Source organism: Vibrio sp. vnigr-6D03 (assembly GCF_002835515.1).
Taxonomy (GTDB): domain Bacteria; phylum Pseudomonadota; class Gammaproteobacteria; order Enterobacterales; family Vibrionaceae; genus Vibrio; species Vibrio penaeicida.
Map to the genome: position 1 here is coordinate 75,804 of NZ_PIZL01000018.1, position 19,207 is coordinate 95,010.

22 protein-coding genes are annotated in these 19,207 nt (G+C 45.9%); 12 read left to right on the forward strand and 10 right to left on the reverse strand.

The genetic code is table 11. From position 1 onward, the window contains the following. The first annotated feature begins 2 nt into the window (after window positions 1-2). The 7 genes from agaV (at window position 3) to CW749_RS14795 (ending at window position 6,797) form a co-directional block, all read left to right on the forward strand. On the forward strand, window positions 3-479 hold the full coding sequence (gene agaV / locus CW749_RS14765; RefSeq protein ID WP_101113032.1) for a PTS N-acetylgalactosamine transporter subunit IIB: 477 nt from the start codon (window positions 3-5) through the stop codon (window positions 477-479). A gap of 31 nt (window positions 480-510) precedes the next feature. Beyond that, a complete protein-coding gene (agaW, locus tag CW749_RS14770; RefSeq protein ID WP_101113033.1) occupies window positions 511-1,287 on the forward strand; it encodes a PTS N-acetylgalactosamine transporter subunit IIC in 777 nt (258 codons plus the stop codon). Further along, entirely contained in the window at window positions 1,277-2,161 is an 885-nt protein-coding gene (agaE, locus tag CW749_RS14775; RefSeq protein WP_101113034.1) for a PTS N-acetylgalactosamine transporter subunit IID, read from the forward strand. The genes agaW and agaE overlap by 11 nt, the downstream gene beginning before the upstream one ends. A gap of 112 nt (window positions 2,162-2,273) precedes the next feature. After that, entirely contained in the window at window positions 2,274-2,714 is a 441-nt protein-coding gene (gene agaF, locus CW749_RS14780) for a PTS galactosamine/N-acetylgalactosamine transporter subunit IIA (protein WP_101113035.1), read from the forward strand. Beyond that, window positions 2,704-3,948, forward strand: a complete 1,245-nt coding sequence (gene nagA, locus CW749_RS14785; RefSeq protein WP_101113036.1) for an N-acetylglucosamine-6-phosphate deacetylase — start codon at window positions 2,704-2,706, stop codon at window positions 3,946-3,948. Before agaF ends, nagA begins: the two co-directional genes overlap by 11 nt. Beyond that, a complete protein-coding gene (locus tag CW749_RS14790; protein WP_101113037.1) occupies window positions 3,939-4,793 on the forward strand; it encodes a tagatose bisphosphate family class II aldolase in 855 nt (284 codons plus the stop codon). The genes nagA and CW749_RS14790 overlap by 10 nt, the downstream gene beginning before the upstream one ends. A gap of 336 nt (window positions 4,794-5,129) precedes the next feature. After that, complete coding sequence (locus tag CW749_RS14795) at window positions 5,130-6,797, forward strand: metallophosphoesterase (protein ID WP_101113038.1); 1,668 nt, start codon at window positions 5,130-5,132, stop codon at window positions 6,795-6,797. A 73-nt stretch (window positions 6,798-6,870) separates the two neighbouring features. Here the strand turns inward: CW749_RS14795 and CW749_RS14800 are convergent, their stop codons facing one another. From CW749_RS14800 to CW749_RS14815, 4 genes are read right to left on the reverse strand one after another with little or no spacing between them, the layout of a single operon-like run. Next, entirely contained in the window at window positions 6,871-7,932 is a 1,062-nt protein-coding gene (locus CW749_RS14800; protein ID WP_101113039.1) for a threonine-phosphate decarboxylase, read from the reverse strand. Then, complete coding sequence (cbiB, locus tag CW749_RS14805) at window positions 7,929-8,921, reverse strand: adenosylcobinamide-phosphate synthase CbiB (protein ID WP_101113040.1); 993 nt, start codon at window positions 8,919-8,921, stop codon at window positions 7,929-7,931. The genes CW749_RS14800 and cbiB overlap by 4 nt, the downstream gene beginning before the upstream one ends. Continuing rightward, complete coding sequence (locus tag CW749_RS14810) at window positions 8,922-9,461, reverse strand: histidine phosphatase family protein (RefSeq protein ID WP_101113041.1); 540 nt, start codon at window positions 9,459-9,461, stop codon at window positions 8,922-8,924. It lies immediately after the preceding gene. Between the two features lie 60 nt (window positions 9,462-9,521). After that, window positions 9,522-10,205, reverse strand: a complete 684-nt coding sequence (locus CW749_RS14815; RefSeq protein WP_101113042.1) for a winged helix-turn-helix domain-containing protein — start codon at window positions 10,203-10,205, stop codon at window positions 9,522-9,524. Window positions 10,206-10,295: 90 nt separating this feature from the next. Between CW749_RS14815 and CW749_RS14820 the strand changes: the two genes are divergently transcribed. From CW749_RS14820 to CW749_RS14835, 4 genes are all read left to right on the forward strand, one after another. Beyond that, window positions 10,296-10,538 carry an NIPSNAP family protein gene (locus CW749_RS14820; protein WP_101113043.1) on the forward strand — a complete coding sequence of 81 codons (243 nt, stop codon included), beginning with the start codon at window positions 10,296-10,298 and terminating at the stop codon, window positions 10,536-10,538. Between the two features lie 7 nt (window positions 10,539-10,545). Next, window positions 10,546-10,908: an NIPSNAP family protein gene (locus CW749_RS28420; RefSeq protein WP_237322453.1), complete on the forward strand. Its 363-nt coding sequence runs from the start codon at window positions 10,546-10,548 to the stop codon at window positions 10,906-10,908. Beyond that, a complete protein-coding gene (locus CW749_RS14830; protein ID WP_101113044.1) occupies window positions 10,905-11,231 on the forward strand; it encodes an antibiotic biosynthesis monooxygenase in 327 nt (108 codons plus the stop codon). Before CW749_RS28420 ends, CW749_RS14830 begins: the two co-directional genes overlap by 4 nt. A gap of 123 nt (window positions 11,232-11,354) precedes the next feature. Next, window positions 11,355-12,263, forward strand: coding sequence for a LysR substrate-binding domain-containing protein (locus CW749_RS14835; protein ID WP_101113045.1), 909 nt, complete (start codon window positions 11,355-11,357; stop codon window positions 12,261-12,263). Window positions 12,264-12,290: 27 nt separating this feature from the next. Here the strand turns inward: CW749_RS14835 and CW749_RS14840 are convergent, their stop codons facing one another. From CW749_RS14840 to CW749_RS14865, 6 genes are all read right to left on the reverse strand, one after another. Next, complete coding sequence (locus tag CW749_RS14840) at window positions 12,291-12,929, reverse strand: glutathione S-transferase (protein ID WP_101113046.1); 639 nt, start codon at window positions 12,927-12,929, stop codon at window positions 12,291-12,293. Window positions 12,930-12,999: 70 nt separating this feature from the next. Beyond that, on the reverse strand, window positions 13,000-13,701 hold the full coding sequence (locus CW749_RS14845; protein ID WP_101113047.1) for a cupin domain-containing protein: 702 nt from the start codon (window positions 13,699-13,701) through the stop codon (window positions 13,000-13,002). A gap of 98 nt (window positions 13,702-13,799) precedes the next feature. After that, window positions 13,800-14,747 (reverse strand): DNA-binding transcriptional regulator DsdC, encoded by a 948-nt coding sequence (gene dsdC / locus CW749_RS14850; RefSeq protein ID WP_101113048.1) that lies wholly within the window; start codon window positions 14,745-14,747, stop codon window positions 13,800-13,802. A 64-nt stretch (window positions 14,748-14,811) separates the two neighbouring features. After that, entirely contained in the window at window positions 14,812-16,182 is a 1,371-nt protein-coding gene (locus CW749_RS14855) for a cytochrome P450 (RefSeq protein ID WP_101113049.1), read from the reverse strand. 126 nt (window positions 16,183-16,308) lie between these two features. Next, a complete protein-coding gene (locus tag CW749_RS14860) occupies window positions 16,309-16,986 on the reverse strand; it encodes a hypothetical protein (protein WP_101113050.1) in 678 nt (225 codons plus the stop codon). Window positions 16,987-17,021: 35 nt separating this feature from the next. Next, the gene (locus tag CW749_RS14865) at window positions 17,022-17,669 is read right to left on the reverse strand and encodes a class I SAM-dependent methyltransferase (protein ID WP_101113051.1); all 648 of its coding nucleotides are present in this window, start codon (window positions 17,667-17,669) and stop codon (window positions 17,022-17,024) included. A 202-nt stretch (window positions 17,670-17,871) separates the two neighbouring features. Here CW749_RS14865 and CW749_RS14870 point away from each other — a divergent pair, with 202 nt between their 5' ends. After that, window positions 17,872-19,200, forward strand: coding sequence for a D-serine ammonia-lyase (locus CW749_RS14870; protein ID WP_101113052.1), 1,329 nt, complete (start codon window positions 17,872-17,874; stop codon window positions 19,198-19,200). Window positions 19,201-19,207 lie beyond the last annotated feature (7 nt).

A 19,207-nucleotide genomic window follows, 5' to 3' on the forward strand; every position in this document is an offset into this window, starting at 1 on the left:
TCATGCCAAATATCGTTTTAAGTCGAATTGATGAACGCCTCGTCCACGGGCAAGTGGGCGTGCAATGGGTTGGCTTCGCCGATGCCAACATTGTGGTCGTCGTTAATGACGAAGTTGCCGAAGACACTATCCAGCAAAACCTGATGGAAATGGTGCTGGCGGACGGCATCGCCATCCGGTTCTGGACGGTGCAAAAGACACTAGACACCATCCATAAAGCCGCTGACCGCCAGCGTATCTTGTTGGTTTGCCGCACTCCTAAAGACTTCCGTCAATTGGTGGAAGGCGGCGTCCCTATTACCAGTATCAATGTTGGAAACATGCACTTTGTGGAAGGAAAAAAACAAGTATCTAAAACGGTTTCGGTCGACGCCGAAGACGTCGAGGAGTTTCATAAACTCAACGCGCTTGGAGTGAACTGCACTGTACAAGGTGTTCCTACAGAAAGCGCAACGGATCTTTTTACGCTTATTCAGTAATAAGTTTTTTAATAAATAAGGACAAACTCTCATGGAAATAGGACTCTTACAGGCGTTGATGCTCGGCATCCTTGCCTTCTTTGCTGGCCTTGATTTGTTCAATGGTCTCACTCACTTTCACCGACCAGTGGTACTTGGTCCGCTAGTGGGCTTGATTCTTGGTGACGTTCAAACCGGCATTTTGGTGGGCGGTACGCTCGAACTTATATGGATGGGCTTAGCGCCGCTCGCTGGTGCTCAGCCTCCCAATGTGATCATTGGAACCATCGTGGGCACCGCCTTTGCCATATCCACCAGCGTTGAACCGAATGTTGCCGTTGGGGTTGCGGTGCCATTTGCTGTCGCAGTTCAAATGGGGATTACCTTGCTCTTTTCCGCTATGTCGGCGGTGATGTCTAAGTGTGATGCCTTTGCTCGCGATGCCGATACTAATGGTATTGAACGCGTCAACTACTTTGCACTCGCTGTACTTGGCTCTTTCTACTTCCTCTGCGCTTTCTTACCAATTTACCTTGGCGCAGAACACGCAGGAGCCGTCGTAAGTACCCTTCCAAAAGAACTGATTGATGGTCTTGGGGTTGCAGGTGGAATCATGCCCGCCATTGGCTTCGCTGTCTTAATGAAAATAATGATGAAAAACGTATACATCCCGTATTTCATTATCGGTTTCGTTGCAGCTGCGTGGCTAGAGCTACCTATCCTCGCGATAGCGGCTGCCGCAACAGCTATGGCGATTATCGACTTTATGCGCAAGTCAGAACCCACCTCTGTAACAGCATCAACTAAGGATCTTGAAGATGGAATCTAATGTGAGCAATGAATTTGACCTCCGCACTCAAAACACTGCGGTGCAACCTGCAACAGGCGTGGCTCAGGATGAGTACGAGGATAAAGAGGTTGGCGCGGAACTGACGAAAACGGACATCAATAAAATGGTTTGGCGTTCACTGCTTTTGCAAGCGTCATTCAACTTTGAACGTATGCAAGCAGCGGGTTGGTTGTACGGTCTCATCCCCGCACTGAAAAAGATTCACACCAACAAAGCGGACCTTTCCAAAGCGATGCAAGGGCACATGGGCTTTTTCAACACCCACCCATTCTTAGTGACGTTTGTTATGGGCATAGTGCTGGCAATGGAACGTTCCAAGCAGAATATCAACAGTATTCAAAGCACTAAGATTGCGGTTGGTGCACCTATGGGGGGAATTGGTGATGCCATGTTCTGGCTAACGCTTCTGCCTATTTGTGGTGGTATCGGTGCCGACCTAGCCCTGCAAGGCTCCATTATGGGGGCAGTGTTCTTCATGGTTCTGTTCAACGTAGTCCACTTTGGCTTGCGATTCGGGCTGGCGCACTACGCGTATCGAATGGGGGTTGCTGCTATTCCCACCATTAAAGCAAACACCAAAAAAGTTGGGCACGCTGCATCCATGGTTGGGATGACCGTTATTGGCGCTTTGGTCGCAACATACGTTCGCTTATCGACTACCGCTGAAATTACCGCGGGTGATGCTGTGGTCAAACTGCAAGCTGATGTTATTGATAAGCTCATGCCTGCCTTTTTGCCTCTGCTGTATACGTTAGCCATGTATGCCTTGGTAAAACGAGGCTGGAGCCCTCTAAAACTGATTGGCATCACCGTGACACTCGGTGTCGCTGGTCGCTTTATGGGCTTTTTGTAAACTCGGCTTTTTCACAAAACATTGCTTTCACGAAACACTGTTTTTCACGAAGCACTGCTTTTCATGAAATAAAAGAGGGGCTGAATGGTCAGCCCCAAAAAAGGAATAACACATGATTGCTGTCATTTTGTCTGGTCACGGAGGGTTTGCTTCCGGTATTGCGCAAGCGATTCTTCAAATTATTGGTGACCAACCACAATTTAAATCTATCGATTTTCCAGAAGAAGCCACCACAACTCAACTAGAGGAAGCGATGCGTAAAGCCATTGGAGAGATAGACTCGGGTGACGGTATCATTTTTCTTACCGATCTCCTTGGTGGCACTCCCTTTCGCACCGCTTCACTGATTAGCCAAGAACGCAGTGACATAGAAGTCGTCACTGGCACGAATTTACAGATGGTAGCGGAAATGCTGCTCGATCGAGATGAGCTAAAACTCACGGAGTTTAGAGACCAAGCTTTGGCATGCGCTCATCGTGGTATCACATCCCTCGCCGCAGAAATGGCGCAAAAGACCAATCAAACTACGGCGGTAGAAGAAGATGGGATCTAACCAAGCTGATCGTCAGCACTTGCAGAATCGGCAATCCAAACCATGCCACGTTCAAAACACCTATCGCGCCAAACGGATACTAAATGGCGATCAATGGCTTGAGGACGCCATTATCAGCGTGGACAAACATGGAAAAATCCGCGCAATCGAGCCATTCGACGCATCCTGCCACACGTCGGTGGTCGATCTTGGTGAAGTTAGCCTGTTACCGGGGCTAATCGATTCTCATGTACATGGTGCGAAAGGATGTGACGTGATGGATGCCAGTCACAGCAGCCTAAATACCATGTCTCAGTTCTTTGCTACTCAAGGTGTTACAGCGTTTGTTGCAACAACAGTAACTGCGCCCGTCGCGAAAATTCGCGCGGCATTAGCGCAAGTCGCACAAAGTAAAAAGCAAGGGGTAGAAGGCGCAGAAATTCTCGGTGCTTACCTGGAAGGTCCCTATTTTACCGCGAAAAATAAAGGGGCACATCCCACTCAATGGTTTAGAGAGCTCTCAAACGAGGAGATCGACGACTGGATTTCTTACAGCGACAACCAACTAATCAGCTTTGCGTTGGCGCCAGAAAAGCAGGGAGCGATTGGCGCTATCCGGCACCTACGTTCACAAGGGATAAAGGTCATGCTGGGTCATACCGATGCCAGTTTTGACCAAGTACAACAAGCCCTAGATGCTGGTGCTAACGGTATTGTTCATTGCTATAACGGCATGCGAGGACTGCATCATCGTGACCCTGGGGTGGTTGGAGCCGGTCTTATCCACCCAGACTGCTATGTCGAGATGATCGCGGACGGCCATCATGTGCATCCTGCTGCTATCGCGGTAGCACACCGGTGCTGCTCGTCGCGCTTAACCTTAATCACTGATGCCATGTGTGCTGCTGGAATGCCAGATGGTGAATACACATTGGGAGAATACACCGTAACGATGAAAGGCGGTGTGGTTAAGACCGACGCAGGTGGCTTAGCAGGCAGCACGCTCACACTAAATAGCGCGGTGCACAACCTTCAGCAGTGGCTCGACTTACCGCTCGAAAAAGCATGGCTTTTGGCGTCACTGACACCCGCACAATCACTTGGTATTCAAGATCAACTCGGCACTTTGGAGATTGGCAAACGCGCGTCCATGGTGGCTTTAAATTCGGATTTTTCAATTACTCACACTTGGGTTAATGGGCGTCTCGTATTCAACACCGTTTCGACACCCAATCAGGAGGCTTTATGTATCTAATTTCTTCTCGTGAAATGCTTAAACGTGCGCAACAAGGTGGCTACGCGGTTCCTGCATTCAACATTCATAATCTCGAAACCGTACAAGTTATCGTAGAGACCGCCTCTGAAATGGGATCACCCGTTATTTTGGCAGGCACGCCGGGCACCTATGAGTATGCTGGGACCGATTATCTTGTCAGTATCTGTAAAGAAGCCGCCAACAAACACGCCATACCCTTAGTGATGCATTTAGACCACCATGAAGATCAACAAGATATCCGCAATAAGGTTGAACATGGCATTCGCTCGGTCATGATTGACGGCTCTCACTTCGTATTTGAACAGAATATCGAGATCGTGCGCTCTATTGTGCAGCTTTGCAGCCGCTATGATGCCAGTGTCGAAGCAGAACTCGGACGCCTTGGTGGTCAGGAAGATGACTTAATTGTGGACAGTGCTGATGCCCTGATGACAGACCCGTCCGCTGCGGCAGAATTCGTACGTAGAACGGGCATTGACTCTTTGGCTGTCGCTATCGGTACCGCCCATGGATTATACAAAGCCGAACCAAAACTCGACTTTGATCGGCTGGAAAAAATTCGATCAGAAGTAGATATTCCCCTAGTACTTCATGGTGCTTCCGGCATACCAGATGACGTCGTTAAGCGCTGTATTGATTTGGGTGTATGCAAAGTGAACGTAGCGACAGAATTGAAGATCGCATTCTCTGATGCGGTTAAACAGCACTTTGCTGACAACCCTAGTGCGAACGACCCACGCAAGTACATCACACCCGGAAAAGCGGCAATGAAGCAAGTGGTTATGGATAAAATTCGTATGTGCGGCAGCGAAGGAAAGCTCTAGCGAGCTTTTTACCCTATTAACAATAACATCCATCATTTTTTATAACACCATCCCCCATTAGGTGTTTTACAAGGGGACTGAACCCTCGGTCCCCTATTTTTTGACACCACAGTATTCACCTAATCCGAGACATTGCTAGCATTTCCCCATCTATAACAAAGAACAATACATAAATATCTGAGTTCTGATACTCAAAAACACTACTGGCGTCTTGAGGTTTTACCGCTTTGGTTTCATATGTTCGTCACACCAATGCCTTAACTCACCTCTATGCTGTGCCCATAACTTATGCACACAAATCGATACCCTAAGAATTTTACCCAAGGAAACAAACCGATGCCTATAAGATACTGGCTCATGCTTATCGCTGTACTTGCCTTAACAGCGTGTAAAGACAACAAAGAAATGTTCTTCGATTACGGTTCAGAATGGCACTACATGGACAGCGGTATTGAACCATCACCTAAATGGAATCAGCCAAGTTACGACGACTCGGACTGGAAGAAAGGCGAAGGCATATTTTCTTATGGCTACGATCACCCTATTGACGGCAATACTGCGCTTACCAACTACAAAGAATTGAGCTTTCCTGAGGCGACACCGAGTGCCTACTATTTCCGAAGAACCATCAAGGTAAACAACCTTTTAATACTGAAAGATGTGTACCTAAAAATGCGTGTGGATGACGCTGCCGTTATTTGGGTAAATGGCGTTGAGATCGCACGTTCTCCTCTATTAAAACGTAATCAAGCGCTTACCAATACCACGTCTCCGATGAAGTATTCAAAATATGCTGAGGAAGCCGAAAACACCTTTGTGCTGCCTTCCAAAGCTTTCGTTAAAGGCGAGAATGTCATTGCTGTCGCGGTTTATAATCAAGTCAACCATTCCACTAACGATGTTCAGTTCAATGCTTCGCTAAATAAAGAACTTAACTACCAAGGGGAGGCAGACGGTCCTTACGTTACCCAACTTTCCAATGGATCAATTCGAATCGAGACCGTAAGTCAATCAGGACTCACCAATCGCATCTATTATCAAGTGCCAGAAGAAGGGATTAAGGTAGACTTACCCGGAGAATTGGGCAGTTTTAACGTGCAGCTTAAAGAAGGCGTTACACCACCGCCTTACCAATACGATAAACCTACTCAGTTTTTTGTGACTTCCGATTTCGAAGGCAACATAGAGGCACTCGTTTACATGCTGGTTCAGGCTGGCATCATGGACGAGGAATACAATTGGACGTATGGCTCTGGGCACTTGTATCACTTAGGTGATCTGTTCGACCGGGGTGAATACGTAACTGAAAGCTTATGGCTTTTCTATCACCTTGAAAACCAAGCGCAGCGCGCTGGTGGCGACGTACATTTCATTTTGGGTAACCACGACCTAATGAATTTTTATGGCGATTTCCGCTATGTTCACCCTCGCTATTTTGAAAATGCCAGTTTGATGGGCAAAACCTTTTTAGAACTTCACGCCAAAGACACCGTGCTTGGTCAGTGGCTACGTTCGAAAAACATTATGGAAATCGCAGGTGACACGCTGTTTGTTCACGCTGGTTTTAATAACGATCTTATCTCTGCGTTAAAAGACGGTCGCTTGTTATTGAAAGACATCAATACTTATGGGCGTGAACACATGGATGCGGGTTACATCCGATATGACGATCAAGGCAAGCCGATTAAAGACGCGTATTACTTACCTTCACGACTCTACTGGGATCGCGCCGTGCCACGAGAGCAGTTATCACAGGATCAGCTAGAACAAGGACTCACCGAGTTTGGGGCTAAAGAAGTCATCATTGGGCATACCGTTTTTGAAAAGCCTTCTTATCTATACGATTACCATGTCATTGCAGCAGATGTGGATCATCAAACCAATTACAGCGTAGAAGGAAGAATTCAAGGCTTGGAATACGAGAATGGAACCTACCACCATTTCATTGCGGATAAAGCGTCTGGTATTACGCGTAAGCCTGTGGAGCTTCTAGCACCGCGCTAACCCTTTACTCTTACGCTAGTTTGCTTTAGGTAAGTACCTTTTTAGTTCCGCCCCCTCTCCATCTGAGGGGGTATCATCTTGAGGAGTTATTCCAAATATCTCTAAGCGTATCTTCCAACCTAAGCCACTGAGATTGCTCACGAGGTAAACCAAATCGTAAAGCATCGCCTTCATCGCATAATCTGACTAGAATCCCCCTTTTCGCAAGCTGTGTATGCCGCTTTTCTGCTTCTGCGCATTTCACTGTATGGAAAAGCGTTTGTCCTTCAATCTCTTGGAAAAATGCGCTGAGTAGCGTTCGCATTTTTTTGCCATCGCTCATCAACTGTTCGCGGTTGTTCTTTTGCCATTTCAGGTCCAACAACGCTTGCTTCGCGACGTAACGAGTTGGCCCGGGAACGGTCCAAGGACCTAACCTAGACTGTACTTTTGCTAGCCAATCCGCAGATGCGAACAAAAAACCCAGCCGCATTCCCGCCAACCCAAAGAACTTGCCAACGGAGCGAAAGACAAAAAGATTGCTTGGTGCCCCTTGTGGGTATAGCGTCAAGACAGACTGATCAGGCGTCATGTCCATAAACGCTTCATCCACCACCAAACAGCCGTGTTCTGGCAGAGCAGATAACCACGATTGAACAACGCTTGGCGCAAACTTGAATCCTTGCGGATTGTTTGGGTTAATCACGAGTAAAACATCGCAATTGGCAATGGACTGTTCGTCTGGTTTGCCATCGTAAAAACTCAGTTCCGCAAGCCCTTTAGCCACACATTGCTGCCACGCGTGCTGATGCTCCTTGTATCCCACTTTTGGCAGTAAAACTCGAAGCGGTTTAATGCAATAGGTCGGTAAAGTTGGAACTTTGGTCAACGCACGGTGCTCGCATAACAGAGAAGGTAACAACTGAATGCCCGCTTGGCTGCCCGCGATAGGTAAAAGGTGCGGTGATTGATAATACCGCTGCGCAGCTTCGATAAGTCCATCCTCATCTTCCGGTAAGCGGTTCCACACGTTTGTCGGTATATCGCTTACAGGGTAAGTGTATGGGCTTACGCCAGTGGATAGGTCCAGCCATTCTTCAACAGGAATGCCAAAACGAGCAGAAAATGCCAATAGTTTGCCGCCATGATGAATCATAAGTTGGCTCCTGAAAGCAGCGTGTTCCAATCCAGCATTACAAGACCGAGCAGTATGAGCACGCCACACCACAATAAGCTGGTTCGTACGACCAGTCGACAAGCTCTTGGGATGTCTTCCGGCTTCGCGAGCTCCCCAGATCCCATGTGAATTTTATTATGCATTTTTCCATGATAAATCGCAGGACCACCGATTCTGATGTTAAGTGAACCCGCACCCGACGTCATGACTGGACCGCCATTAGGGCTAGAACAAGCTTGAGCTTGTGCCTTCCAACATTCCATAGCCTGCTTGGTGTTACCAAGGATCGCATAACTGACAGCGGTAGCTTTTGCAGGTAGATACCCCATAACGTCGTCCGCTTTGGCGGCGATAAACCCAAAGCTATTAAATCGATCGTTTTTGTACCCCCACATAGCATCCAAGGTGTTGGTTAGCCTGAATAAAACAGCGCCCGGAGCGCCAAGTAATACAAACCAGAAAAGCGTACCAAAAACCGCATCGTTCCCATTTTCTAGTACCGATTCTATGGCTGCGGATGTGATTTGATACTCGGACATCTGCTCGGTTTCTCGGCTTACTATCCAACCAACTTTCTCTCTTGCTTCGGCAAGATCCCCCGCCTGCAAAGGCTGATGAATCCAACTTGCATGTTCAAGTAAACTCTTCTGACCGATACAAAGGTAGAGAATCGCCACTTGAAAGAAAAACCCCCATAACGAAGAAGATCCACTCACCCAAGAAACAATCCAAAAAACACCGCCGACAAAGGGGAAGATAACCAACAACCAAGCCAATAATCCTTTGATTTTGCTTTTTAAAGTATCTCTTGAGGCTGGAGTATTTGTCTTTTCTTCAAGCCAATAAACGACGTTGCCAAAACCGACTAAGGGATGCCATTTTTTAGGCTCTCCAAACAAGGCATCCAGCACCAGCGAACAACATATCGCTATAGCCGACATAAATACGCTGTTTACCCACCAATCCATTTAAGAAGCCTTTTTCCCTGATTCCAACTTTCCGACAATAATGTCGCCATTTTGGGGTAGCGAGAACTCCGCACCGCCGGTATACAATTGTTGCCAAGTACGAATCCACTCTCCATGCCCAACCACAATCACAGGTTGATCCGATTGTTGCCGAGTCACAGCGTAGATAAATGCTTGTATTCTTGAGTGGTAATGCTCAATAGTTTCAGGCATCTTTTTGTTTTTCCGAACGAAATCAGCCCCTACTGGTTTGCCTTCTAATTCTCCAAACGCCCTTTCCCTCAATCGTTTATCAACAACAAGGTATCCACCCAATTCATTGGCCAATATTCTGGCGGATGATAAAGAACGACCTAAATCGCTGGTATAGATAGGAAAGGGATTATTAGACTGATATTTAAAGACTTTTCGTGCTGAGTGGCGAATCTGCTGGATTCCTTTTTGGGTCAAGCGGCTGTCGCGCCACCCTTGCATAATGCCCGCTCGATTCCATTCTGTCTCTCCATGTCGAACTAGCACTATAGACCGTGTAAATTGCATATAAGAAAAAGCCTTAAAACAAAGGGATAAAAGAATTTACAGTGTAAAATTTCGAGTGATTTATTCTGGCTGAATTTGATATTTCTGATGGAAAAGACGCAAACCCCTCTGGGTAAATTCAATCGCTCTTGAATCCATATCACGCAAAGCCCATTGTTTTGACAATGCATCATCCAAAATCCATTGCCCGAGACGCCCTGCAAGATGGTTGCGCCTTTCACTCCAATCTAAGCAGGCTTTGCAAAGAGGGCGTTTACTTTTCTTCTGCTCAGCCCCATCAAACCCGATACTTTGGAAGTAGTGCAAGCCTTCCTCTGTTAGCGTTGCGTCGTCTACATTGTCGGAAACCCACCCCTTCGACACCAAATGATCAAACAGCGATACCCCTAACTCTCCTGCTAGGTGGTCGTAACATACTCGCGATCTTCGAAGCCTTTCGTTTTCAGGCCCTGTTTTAATGCCTAGCGAAGACAGTGAAACTGAAACATTAAGTAATGTTTCCAGTAGCGCCGCAATATTTTGATTTTTAAGCTGAAAGTACTTGTGACGACCTTGTTTTCGGACCGTAAGCATGTCGCCTTCCACCAGCTTCTGTAAATGGCTGCTCGCCGTTTGTGCGGTGATATCGGCTTCGAGGGCAAGCTCGGTTGCGGTAAGTGCCTTTCCACCCATCAATGCCATTAGCATTCTTGATCGAGTTTGGTCTGCGATTAGTCCCGCCACATGGGCAATGTCTGGTTCCATGAGAATAAGTCCTTTCAGTTCGATGCTCATCGAAGCATGCGTTTTCTCGGGCTCGTAGACTGTAGCAAAAGTAGTAAGGAGACAACAACCATGACCATCACTTGTTTTATTGAATACCGAATCGACCCTTTCAAAGTGAGCCTGTTTGAACAGTATGCTGAAAATTGGAGCAAGATTATTCCAGAATGTGGCGGCGATCTATTAGGGTATTTTGTGCCTCACGAAGGCAATATACTCAAACCACCTCAAGGTGCAGGATTCAGAGCTCTATCTTCTGTTTCAGTTCAAGGAAAAGAACGCAGTGGAATGACAAGTCCTTTCCAAGTTCTTTGACGATGAAATGGGACAGAAGATAAGCTCCCCCTGGGCGAGTTTGCTTGGTTTTCATGCCACGTTACCGATTCTTGATTTAGAACCACAAAATCTTCAAATCGGTGCCTTGCCTGAAAATCAAGCAATTCTCGCTGAACCTAGCGCCTTGAGGTGGTTTGAGTATAACTATTGTGCCTACGGGCTCATTAGTTTCCCTTCTTTAACCGAATATGAAGTGTACAGAAAAAGGTTAAAAGAGTCGGAATCGGGGCAATCTAATTTCTCATTTGCTAAAGACCAACGCTTTATCATTGAGGAAAAAAGAACGTTCCTTAAAGTTGTGTCGTCCACCTACAAACAAGCCCCTCGCTTTTTGGAGAGCATTGTATGATTGCCGTGATATTTGAAGTAGAACCCAAAGCGTCGGGCAAGGAAGCGTATTTCGATATCGCGGGGCAACTGAAAGAAGATCTGAATAAGATAGAAGGGTTTATTTCCGTTGAGCGGTTTCAAAGCCTAGTGACACCCAATAAATTTTTGTCGCTTTCATTTTGGCAGGATGAAGCCGCTGTAAAACGTTGGCGCACCTTGGCAACACACCGCGTTGCGCAGGATAAAGGCAGAAAAGAGTTGTTTACCCAATACCGCCTAAGGGTCGCACATGTGGTCAGAGATTACGGGCTGGAAGAACGGGCTCAAGTGCCATTAGACTAGGGATTGTTGACCTTCGCGGTTAAAATTCGTTAGAGCTCTATCTTCTGTTTCAAAAAGAGTTGCTTGAGTATCATTGTTGGAGGTTTATTATTGAGTTATGAAATCAATTAGATCAAATCCTCTATGAACCGGTTAGCACACCTCAATGGAATTCGAGCTTTTGAAGCATCGGCTCGCCACCTTAGCTTCTCGCAAGCGGCACTTGAACTTAACGTAACGCCTGCTGCTATTGGGCAGCAGGTAAAGCTACTTGAAGAGTGGCTGGGCGTGCCGTTATTTGTTCGCTCCAATTCAGGTCAATCTCGACTCCAATTGACCGAAGAAGCCAAGCTGGCGTACCCAGAAATTCAGCAAGGGTTTAGCAGTATCTTAAGTGGATTGGGCAAGTTGAACAGTAGCGTGTTTGATAACAGTTTGCGTGTTGCTGTCAGCCCTTCAATTGCCTCTAAATGGCTTTTACCAAGAATATCGGACTTCCAAACCCAGTACCCCGATTACGACTTAAGAGTGGAAACACACATAAAACCTGTCGACTACACCCGTGAAGGGATAGATGTTGGGATACGTTATGGACGCGGTCAATGGGAAGGGCTTCAAAGCCAAAAACTCATGGATGAGGAAATCTTCCCAGTCTGTTCACCTGAATTTTCGGATAAGCATGGTCTTACAGAGAGACACGCTATTAAATGGGAAAATTTACCGCTTTTGCATGATCTTTCCGTTCCTAGCGGTCAAGGTTACCCGTGTTGGGAAGAGTGGTTTAAAAAAGCGAATACACCAATGAGCAGTCCCACTAAGGGTTTAAAAATAAACAGCTTTTCGGAAGTGATCGAAGCTGCTATTCGCGGTCAGGGGATCGCATTAGGCAGGGAAGCTTTGGTTGCCCAAGACTTAAAAAGTGGCAAACTCATTCGCCCTTTCGGCACGGCGAGCTATTGCTCTTCCTACAGTTACTTCATCGTTTCACCACTCAAACAATGCAATAAGAACAAATCTAAAGACTTTCACCAGTGGTTGAGCACCCAGATTTAAAAGCTGGCTTAAAGCCAGCTTGCTGTCTTATCCCGCTAAACTTGGTCGCTTAGCCATTTTTTCTCGCCATGCCAACAAGTTATTGCAATCAGTAGGGATTGCTACTTGTGCAAAATCAGCAAACGCCAAACCATAAAACAAGGTAATGTCCGCCATGGAAAACTCCTTACCTGCAACATATGGGGTATGTAAAAGAACGCTGTCAAAATAACGCATGCCTTCGATCGCGACTTCTCTTTGCCTCTCCCCCCACTCTGGACATGGATTGATTTCCAGCTCTGGACCAAGACCATCTGTTCCGTGATGAAACCAGTTACCGACAGCATCAATGACCATCGATTCCGCACGACGCTGCATCATATGAATTTTCCCACGCTCTAGTGCACTGACTCCGGTAAGGTTTGTTCCCTCAAAATAGCTGTCGATGTACTCCGTAATTGCGGTAGATTCAGACAAAAATTCACCTTCCGCGGTTTGCATTACGGGTACGGTTCCCAATGGGTTCTTAGCGTAGAAACTTTTGGTTCTATGCTCTTTTTTCATGACGTCCACTTCGACAAATTTCACATTCGACAGTGCCTGTTTTTCAGCCAATGCTGCTCGAATTCGTGCCGGATTTGGAAAACCTGTTGTTTCGTAAACGGTAATTGTATTTTCTCTAGACATAATGATCCCTCACAGATCGATGTGATAGTTATTGGTTGTGTTACGTTAATGAGATAGGAATGAACGCGTATTAACGCCTGACAAACCCTTTGCCAATTTTTCGGTATAAGGTCGCGCCATTATCTGATCGCAGAATTAAGCTGCTGTGTGGTTTGAATCTCACCCAAGAGTGTGCGGTAAAGGCTTCGTCATTGATTTGAAGATCGCCGTCCAATACAAAATATTCTGTGACCTCATCAACAACGTCTTCGACGAGTCGACTACCCGCTGGTAAGCGAATTAACTGGGTGTCTTCATACTCCGATTTCCACAGTTGCAGTAACGCAATACCATTCGCATTGATCTGCCAGTCTGCGGTATTGGTATCCAAAATGAACGACTCATGATTTTCTGAATCTGGCATTTGTGCCAGCTTCACAAAGATCTCACATCCCTCTTTCGAATGTGGTCGATGAGTTGAGCTTACGGGGTTTCGAACGTAAACACCTTTTGGATAGTCGCCGTTTTCATCAGAAAAAACGCCACTTAAGGTAATAAATTCCTCTCCACCTGCATGAGCGTGTGATTCAAAATAGCTTTCTGGCTGATACCGAACAACAGAGGTCGCTCTGCGAACCACTTCTCCCCCAAGTCTTTCAAACATAATTCGCTCGACACCAACCATAGGCGTTGCAGCATACTTTTGTTCTTCTGCCGCTACACGGACGGTTTCGTCAAATTCCACATTAAATTCTAAATGCGGTTGAGCAGCGGTTTCGGGTCTATTTTTCATCTTTCTGCCTTCCGTTAATTTATGTATTCAATATAAGGAATGAGCGCAAAAGTGACGAACCATTAATTCTTCACAGCCAGTATAGATTTTCTTTACCGCTATTTATTCTCTTCTGCGTGTTTGCGAAGCCACGCTAAAAATTGAACCACTTTCTTAGGGACATTTTCACGAACATTGACCGCATAGTATTGTTGTTTGCACACCACACCACCATCGCCAAAAGGCGCTATCAAGGCTCCATTCGTGAGGAGGTCATTAACCAAGTGTTTCCTGCCCATCGCGACACCGGAATGATTCACTGCCGCCAACACGGAAAGATCAGAGCGATCAAAAGACATACCCGAATATTTACCGTTTTTCAGATTAATACCGTTGGCATTCGCCCATTCATCCCACTCGCTTCTACCCGAATCGGTATCCCACGCTTGATCGTCATGGAGCAGCGTGACTTGATCCAAGAGTTGAGGCTTTTCGAGCAAATCGTATTGCTCGGCATATTGAGGGGAACATACAGGGAAAACAGATTCAGACAGAATCTCTGTGCATTGTAGAGACGTGTTTTTCTTATCATCAAAATAGATGGCGACATCAATGCCATACCCTTGAAGCTGGATATTTTCGTTCCCGGTGAGAAGCTTTAGTTCTATCAATGGAAATTGCTGTTTGAAATCCGCTAGCTTCGGAACAAGCCAACACTGAGCGAAAGAGGGGCGCGAATACACGGTTAGCGTACCAGATACATCACCGTTTTTTATGTCTAAGACATCTTGATTTAAGGCGAATAACGTTTTGCGCACTGACTGGTACATGCGCTCACCTTCATCAGTTAGAGAGACTTTTCGGCTGGCTCGATGAAACAGCGCAATGCCCAGCTCGTCTTCGAGTTTAGACATTTTATGCGAAACGGCACTAGGCGTAATGGAGAGTTCTTCGGCTGCTAAAGAGAAAGAGCAATGCCTCGCCGCGGCTTCAAAAGTATGCAGCTTAGATAACTGCATACTGCTCAGGGTATGTTGTTTTGAGAATCGATCCTGCTTGGTGTACACGTCTCTCTCCATGAATCTGTATTTACTGAATCATGAAGCTAGCACAAGTCGACTCTCGATGGGATTATCGCTTGTGAATTTGCACCTTAAACCCTACCGGAGACATAGTGAACGCGAATTGCTCTACAACATCCTCCTGACTTTGCTGTGGCTCAACACGAAACGAACTAAACAAAGCATGAAAGGCCAGTTTAATCTCCATCATCGCAAGTGAGCGCCCTGGGCAAAGTCTGGCTCCAGCACCAAACGGCTGTAAGTTTGAAAACGAAGCGCCACCTTGTTCTAGCCAGCGATTTGGATCATATGTTTTTGGATCGGCAAACAATTCCGGATCGAAACCATTAGCATGAAGCATAACAAAAACAGGTGTTCCCTGTTTCACCTCAATATCGCCGATATGGGTATCTTCAATAGGTTCTAAATAAAGTTGGGGGGCGACAGGTTTTAAACGCATGGCTTCATACATAATGGCGGTAATGTAAGGGATGCGTGGCAACGGCCAGGGCAGAATATGTTCACTGCCTAAGCTTTGCAGCTCTTGGCTCAGATCTGCCTCTGAAGATTGGTCTCCACTGACTAAGTAGGACATCCATGCAAGCGTGTTTGCGGTGGTATCCTCACCAGCCAATAATAGCGTGAGCGCGTTCGCGAGAATATCGTTGTCCGTGAGTGTGGTATCTCGGTTTTGCTCGATCAGCATAATCTGGAGCATGTTTTCAGGCATGTCGTTAAGTGCGGGTTCTTGCGTCAGTTTTCGCCTTTGCTTTTCAATACACCCCGTCACGAACTGCTTTACTTTTTCTAAGCTTGCGTCAAATTGTTTGTCTTTCTTTGTTTTAAAGAATCGCCACATTGGTATCGGTGACTTACAGCGCTGATTCACAATAGGGAAAACGTCACCTAAGGCATCCGCTAAAGGCGTTTCTATTTGTTCTATGGAGTTAAAATCTTCACCAAACGCGAGCAGCGAAGTAACGTCGACCGTGTACTTTTTAAACTCGTCAACCAACTCTACTGCTTCTCCAGTTTCCGCCAGAGATTCAAAACGTTTTTTAAGCCGTTCAGTTACTACCGCAAGTTGCGGATAAAAGTGCTTCAGATGGCTAGGTTGAAACATGGGTTCCGTCAGTTTTCTTTGGTGCCGCCAGCGTTCGTCCTCTGCGGAAAAAATACCGTTCAAGCCAACTTCATCAAATACATTTTCAATGCTTTTGAGTCGACGAAACTCATCCGGTCGGGATTTAAGTACTTGCTTCACCTGAGACGGGTCCGCCAGCACCAATACGTTTTTTAGCCCTAGCCGAAGGCGGAACTGAACCCCGTATTCTTCTATCCAACCAAGCATTTGCTGATGGATATTGGGTTTCTTCAAGTAACCAACATGACCGAGTATTCCAGCGGTGGGTGGCATGGGAAGTTGCTCTATTTGCTTCATCCGTTTTTCCTGAAATAGTAATTTATTGGATTGCTAACAAATTAAAAGGCTAACAAAGTGTTAAGAGAGACAGGGTAAGCAGATGTAAGCAAAATTTCTTGGAAAATTTAGGCAAACTTGGACAACTTAGACAAAAAAGAACACGATAACTAGGTTATAAAATACCAATCCAATGAATAGAGCAGCGAAGGATTTCCACGCAGATGCATTATTCACCTCCCCTACCCAGCGATGGAAGGCAATAACAGACACATACATTCCATATATGGCAAAGATGGAAATCCAAAATTTCGCATTTTCAATGCCACCTGAAATATTTGGTTTAAGCTTACTCACATCCTCTATTACAGTTAAAAGTGAGAGGCAAAGCATCATTAACCCATATGCGTAAAACGTCAGGATCATGGTTGAACGTAGGTTGAGTTTGCGCCTTTCTAACGCACAAAGAATGAGATAATGAGTAAAAGCGATAATGGCGATGTAGGCTGCAAACCCCACGACGATGAATTCTTGCTCAATAAACCCTATGGATCGCTCACCTTTTAGTAAATAGGGCGGAATAAAAAAAACAAGCACTATAGATTCAATGAAATAGATTAGCGCGCGTTTGATGCCTATTCTCGATTCGTCAATATGATCAACAAAGGTGTGAGGATGGCGAAACATTTTATACGTCGCCGAAAATATCACGAGGTACTTAGTAAAAAAGACACTAAGAAGATCCAGAAACTCCCTTCGATTTTCACCATTCCCCATAATGTGCCTGCTCGGTTTTGCTTCACCCTCCTTTTGTTTAACATTCATCGGGGTACGCACCAAGCCCCTCAGAAAACAAATGCTTATGGTTTCATCTTTGCGACATCTTCAGCGGATGGTTTTCGGGCAATCATAAACATTGAGTCACCTCCGGGCTGCCATTCGTATTCAATGTCGAAACCCGCTTTAAGCAGTTTTTCGGTTAAGCTGTCTTTCGTCATTCGGTTCACAAAAGGAGCTAGATTGAGTGTTTGCATTAACGGAATAAGCAAGCGCCATGCAATGTTAAGTTGCCCGATAAGCGCCGTACTGGAAACGAAAATACCATTAGGTTTTAGCAAGTCGAATACTTGTGCAAGCACGGTGTCGACATCATCCATTAAGTGAAGCACATTCAGCCCGAGTACCGCATCGAAGCTTTGCTTCGTCAAATTAAGTTGGTCAAACGTCCCCTCTTTAAATTCTATATTGCTGACGCCCTCTTGTTCCGCTTTGGATTTTGCAATCTCCAACATGTTCGAGGAAATATCGATGGCAATAATACTGCTTACATAAGGGGAATGGTTGATTGCTGTTGTACCCGTTCCGCAACCAAACTCTAGAATGTTCCAGTCTTGTTCAAAGTAACTTTGCGTTACCTCCAACTTCTTTTGATATACCGCCTCATCTCTGACTGGTCTTTTGGCGTATTTGGGTGCGCTTTTATTCCAAAAGTCTTTGGCTTCTTTCACTTGTATTCCCCTTATCAAAGTGGCGATAGCGAACGTTTACTCTATTCGAATTCAAGATGCCTTAGTTGAACTGGATTCACACATACGTGATTATTCATCATTTGTTCTTTGTACAAGACAGAGATTTAATACCCTCTCAAACTCAAGATCAAAGTAAGCTCATACAAGCACCGATCTCTTAGCACACGGAGTACAAAAAGGAATGACTATCCCTAACTTATCTGAACAAATTCAACAGTTCCCGTTGCTTAAAAAACTTATCTCGCTCGAAGAAGTTTGCTGGTTTAACCCCAAAGCCACCAACTTAGAAACGGGGTTGCCTTATGTGGGCTTAGGTATAGACGATATTCAGCAAGCGAGTTACCGATTAAAAAGGTTTGCCCCATACATTAGTGAGGTGTTCCCTGAAACGAAAATCAACCAAGGCATGATTGAATCGGAATTGGTCGAAATTCCACACATGCATAAAAAGATAGAGCAGCTCTACGACACAAAAATAGCTGGGAGATTAATGCTGAAAAAAGACAGTCATCTTCCCATTTCAGGCTCTATCAAAGCACGAGGTGGAATTTATGAAGTACTGACTCATGCTGAAAAGTTGGCGATAGAAGCGGGGCTACTCAAGGAAAGTGATGATTACCGCATCATAAACTCCGACACATTCCGAGCGTTCTTCAGCCAATACAAAATAGCGGTGGGGTCGACAGGAAACCTCGGCCTATCGATAGGTATTATGAGTGCCAAGCTTGGATTTTCAGTGTCAGTTCATATGTCAGCAGACGCGCGCCAGTGGAAAAAAGACAAGCTCCGACACCATGGTGTCAATGTAGTGGAATACCAACAAGATTACGGGGTAGCCGTCGAACAAGGGCGTAAGGAAGCTGAAAAGGACCCCCACTGCTTTTTTATCGATGATGAAAATTCACAAACCCTTTTCCTTGGGTATTCCGTTGCAGGGGAAAGACTAAAACAGCAGTTAGAAAAGCAAAACATCACCGTAGATGAAGATCATCCGCTGTTTGTGTATTTACCATGTGGAGTCGGTGGCGGACCTGGCGGCGTCGCGTTTGGCTTAAAAATGGCACTCGGCGACCATATGCACTGCATTTTTGCCGAACCGACCCACTCTCCTTGTATGCTGCTTGGCGTACACACGGGTTTGCACGACCAAATATGCGTGCAAGATTTGGGGATTGATAATGTGACTGCCGCCGATGGCTTGGCGGTTGGCAGAGCTTCTGGCTTTGTTGGAAGAGCCATGGAACGTTTGCTAGACGGGTACTACACCTTATCAGACGAACATATGTATCGCTTACTGCGAGAACTGTCGTTAACGGAAGATATCCAACTAGAACCGTCAGCTTTGGCTGGTATGGCGGGTCCATTTCATGTTTGCACACACCAAGACTACTTAGACAAGTTCGGCATCGATAACACCAAATTGGACAACGCCACTCACATAGTCTGGGCAACTGGCGGAGGTATGGTACCGAAGGAAGAAATGGTCAAGTATACGAATCACCCACGATAAAATTCAA

Excerpts from the sequence above, each read along its gene's own strand:
- agaE (WP_101113034.1), top strand. The coding sequence starts at position 1,277 with ATGGAATCTAATGTGAGCAATGAATTTGACCTCCGCACTCAAAACACT.
- CW749_RS14840 (WP_101113046.1), bottom strand. The coding sequence starts at position 12,929 with ATGTCTAGAGAAAATACAATTACCGTTTACGAAACAACAGGTTTTCCA.
- CW749_RS14790 (WP_101113037.1), top strand. The coding sequence starts at position 3,939 with ATGTATCTAATTTCTTCTCGTGAAATGCTTAAACGTGCGCAACAAGGT.
- nagA (WP_101113036.1), top strand. The coding sequence starts at position 2,704 with ATGGGATCTAACCAAGCTGATCGTCAGCACTTGCAGAATCGGCAATCC.
- cbiB (WP_101113040.1), bottom strand. The coding sequence starts at position 8,921 with ATGGATTGGTGGGTAAACAGCGTATTTATGTCGGCTATAGCGATATGT.
- CW749_RS14835 (WP_101113045.1), top strand. The coding sequence starts at position 11,355 with ATGAACCGGTTAGCACACCTCAATGGAATTCGAGCTTTTGAAGCATCG.
- CW749_RS28420 (WP_237322453.1), top strand. The coding sequence starts at position 10,546 with ATGGGACAGAAGATAAGCTCCCCCTGGGCGAGTTTGCTTGGTTTTCAT.
- CW749_RS14795 (WP_101113038.1), top strand. The coding sequence starts at position 5,130 with ATGCCTATAAGATACTGGCTCATGCTTATCGCTGTACTTGCCTTAACA.
- CW749_RS14800 (WP_101113039.1), bottom strand. The coding sequence starts at position 7,932 with ATGATTCATCATGGCGGCAAACTATTGGCATTTTCTGCTCGTTTTGGC.
- CW749_RS14810 (WP_101113041.1), bottom strand. The coding sequence starts at position 9,461 with ATGCAATTTACACGGTCTATAGTGCTAGTTCGACATGGAGAGACAGAA.
- CW749_RS14855 (WP_101113049.1), bottom strand. The coding sequence starts at position 16,182 with ATGAAGCAAATAGAGCAACTTCCCATGCCACCCACCGCTGGAATACTC.
- CW749_RS14830 (WP_101113044.1), top strand. The coding sequence starts at position 10,905 with ATGATTGCCGTGATATTTGAAGTAGAACCCAAAGCGTCGGGCAAGGAA.
- CW749_RS14815 (WP_101113042.1), bottom strand. The coding sequence starts at position 10,205 with ATGGAACCAGACATTGCCCATGTGGCGGGACTAATCGCAGACCAAACT.
- agaF (WP_101113035.1), top strand. The coding sequence starts at position 2,274 with ATGATTGCTGTCATTTTGTCTGGTCACGGAGGGTTTGCTTCCGGTATT.
- CW749_RS14845 (WP_101113047.1), bottom strand. The coding sequence starts at position 13,701 with ATGAAAAATAGACCCGAAACCGCTGCTCAACCGCATTTAGAATTTAAT.
- agaW (WP_101113033.1), top strand. The coding sequence starts at position 511 with ATGGAAATAGGACTCTTACAGGCGTTGATGCTCGGCATCCTTGCCTTC.
- agaV (WP_101113032.1), top strand. The coding sequence starts at position 3 with ATGCCAAATATCGTTTTAAGTCGAATTGATGAACGCCTCGTCCACGGG.
- CW749_RS14870 (WP_101113052.1), top strand. The coding sequence starts at position 17,872 with ATGACTATCCCTAACTTATCTGAACAAATTCAACAGTTCCCGTTGCTT.
- CW749_RS14860 (WP_101113050.1), bottom strand. The coding sequence starts at position 16,986 with ATGAATGTTAAACAAAAGGAGGGTGAAGCAAAACCGAGCAGGCACATT.
- CW749_RS14820 (WP_101113043.1), top strand. The coding sequence starts at position 10,296 with ATGACCATCACTTGTTTTATTGAATACCGAATCGACCCTTTCAAAGTG.